The sequence below is a fragment of the Rhizobium rhizogenes NBRC 13257 genome, assembly GCF_000696095.1.
Taxonomy (GTDB): Bacteria; Pseudomonadota; Alphaproteobacteria; order Rhizobiales; family Rhizobiaceae; genus Rhizobium; species Rhizobium rhizogenes.
In genome coordinates this window covers 2,501-5,000 of sequence record NZ_BAYX01000035.1, presented here as the reverse complement: position 1 = coordinate 5,000, position 2,500 = coordinate 2,501, and the positions used below count along the sequence as shown (strand labels likewise).

The following is a 2,500-nucleotide window of genomic DNA, read 5'->3' as shown; positions in this document are numbered from 1 at the left end:
GGGTCACGCTTCTTCCGAAGTTACGCGTGCAATTTGCCGAGTTCCTTCAACATAGTTCTCTCAAGCGCCTTGGTATACTCTACCTGACCACCTGTGTCGGTTTCGGGTACGGTCTATACGGTGGAGCTATTTCCTGGAACCGCGTCCCCGCCCACACAATCCAATAAGTGTGAACAAGTTAAGCAATCCGTCACTACCACCAGGCCCACGAATATTAACGTGGTTCCCATCGACTACGCGTGTCCGCCTCGTCTTAGGGGCCGGCTAACCCTGCTCAGATTAACTTTAAGCAGGAACCCTTGGTCTTTCGGCGAGAGGGTCTCTCACCCTCTTTATCGTTACTCATGTCAACATTCGCACTTCCGATACCTCCAGGGCCCCTCACAGGTACCCCTTCACAGGCTTACGGAACGCTCCGCTACCACTTGCGATTGCTCGCAAATCCTCAGCTTCGGTGCATGGCTTTAGCCCCGTTACATTTTCGGCGCAAAGACCCTTGACTAGACCAGTGAGCTGTTACGCTTTCTTTAAATGATGGCTGCTTCTAAGCCAACATCCTGGTTGTTTTGGGATCCTCACATCCTTTCCCACTTAGCCATGACTTGGGGACCTTAGCTGGAGGTTAGGGTTGTTGCCCTTTTCACGACGGACGTTAGCACCCGCCGTGTGTCTGCCGAGTAGTACTTCCCGGTATTCGGAGTTTGGTTAGGATCAGTAAGACGGTGAGTCCCCATAGCCCATCCAGTGCTCTACCCCCGGGAGTATTCGCTCGACGCTCTACCTAAATAGATTTCGCGGAGAACCAGCTATTTCCGAGTTTGATTGGCCTTTCACCCCTAGCCACAAGTCATCCCAATCTATTGCAACAGATGCGGGTTCGGTCCTCCAGTTGGTGTTACCCAACCTTCAACCTGCTCATGGCTAGATCACTCGGTTTCGGGTCTAATGCAACAAACTAAATCGCCCTATTCAGACTCGCTTTCGCTTCGCCTACACCTACCGGCTTAAGCTTGCTTGTTACACTAAGTCGTTGACCCATTATACAAAAGGTACGCCGTCACCCTTGCGGGCTCCGACTGTTTGTAGGCATCCAGTTTCAGGTTCTATTTCACTCCCCTTGTCGGGGTGCTTTTCACCTTTCCCTCACGGTACTGGTTCGCTATCGGTCATGCACGAGTACTTAGGCTTGGAGCGTGGTCGCCCCATGTTCAGACAGGATTTCACGTGTCCCGCCCTACTCTAGGACAATAAGTGTATCTACGCGTACGGGGCTATCACCCTCTACGGCAAACCTTTCCAGGTTCTTCCACTTTAACACTCATTGCCACTGGCCTGGTCCGCGTTCGCTCGCCACTACTTGCGGAGTCTCGGTTGATGTCCTTTCCTGCAGGTACTTAGATGTTTCAGTTCCCTGCGTTCGCTTCTTACACCCTATTTTATTCAGGTGTAGATACCTTATGATAATACCTAGAAACCTGAAGTGTTTCACCAGCCACCAAAACGTTGAACCTACACCGCATAAGCGGTGACGGCCCTTGGCCTTGCAAAGCCCAACGGGCTTCGATCCCTTTCCCTCGAGAGTTTCGAAGAAGAGAGATCTCAACTAGTCAACAGTTCAGATTTTCTAGGTATTTAAGGTGGGTTGCCCCATTCGGAGATCCATGGATCAAAGCTTATTCGCAGCTCCCCACGGCTTTTCGCAGCGTATCACGTCCTTCATCGCCTGTGCATGCCTAGGCATCCACTAAATGCCCTTATAACACTTAATCGTTCTCATTGCCGATGCTCATCATCTTTGCTTGGATTTGGAATTCCTATCCTTTTCGCTTGCGCTCCAAGGGGTTCCAAATCTGACCAGTCGGATACTTCTCAGTATGCCGAACCAGTCAAAGTCCGGAAGCCTCTCAGCTACCAGACCAACAATGCGTGATTACCTTTTACAATCACGCTTTCTAACAATGCCATCGACGTGTTCGACAGATCTGCTTTATTGGAGCTACGCCGAGCAGCTCGCTTGCAGTCTGTCTTAAGACCAGCTTCTCGAGATTGGATCCGATACCGCGCGGTCAGGCAACGGTAATCCGGCCGCCGTCGAGATGCATTCCATCAGGAATACAAACAACACGCGCAAACCGCTTTCGCAATTTACGCTGGCGACCCAGAGCGACAAGCTTCCTTCCTACCTCCGTCCCCTCCTTCGTTTCCAGCCGGCTAGGCCATCCACGTTCTCATAAGGTCCGGGCTCGGACGCTTTAAACAACCTTGCGGTCGCTCAAAACACCTGGAAGCCTCCAGATCAATCTTCTCTTCACAATGTATGCAGAACACGCATCAAGCTCGAAAGCCGATGCAAAACGTTTATTTCTTCAAAGGATATCTCTTAATCACCGCCTCGGCTCAAACACCAAGCGAATTGGTGGAGCTGAGCGGGATCGAACCGCTGACCCCCTGCTTGCAAAGCAGGTGCTCTCCCAGCTGAGCTACAGCCCCAACCATTCCA

General features: G+C 51.5%; 1 tRNA gene and 1 rRNA gene (1 of these 2 only partly in view). Both read right to left on the bottom strand.

What is annotated here, in order from left to right:
- Positions 1-1,769, bottom strand: a 23S ribosomal RNA gene (locus tag RRH01S_RS32930) (it extends 1,152 nt beyond the left edge of the window).
- A 645-nt stretch (positions 1,770-2,414) separates the two neighbouring features.
- Positions 2,415-2,490 (bottom strand) — tRNA-Ala (locus tag RRH01S_RS32925).
- Between the last annotated feature and the right edge of the window lie 10 nt (positions 2,491-2,500).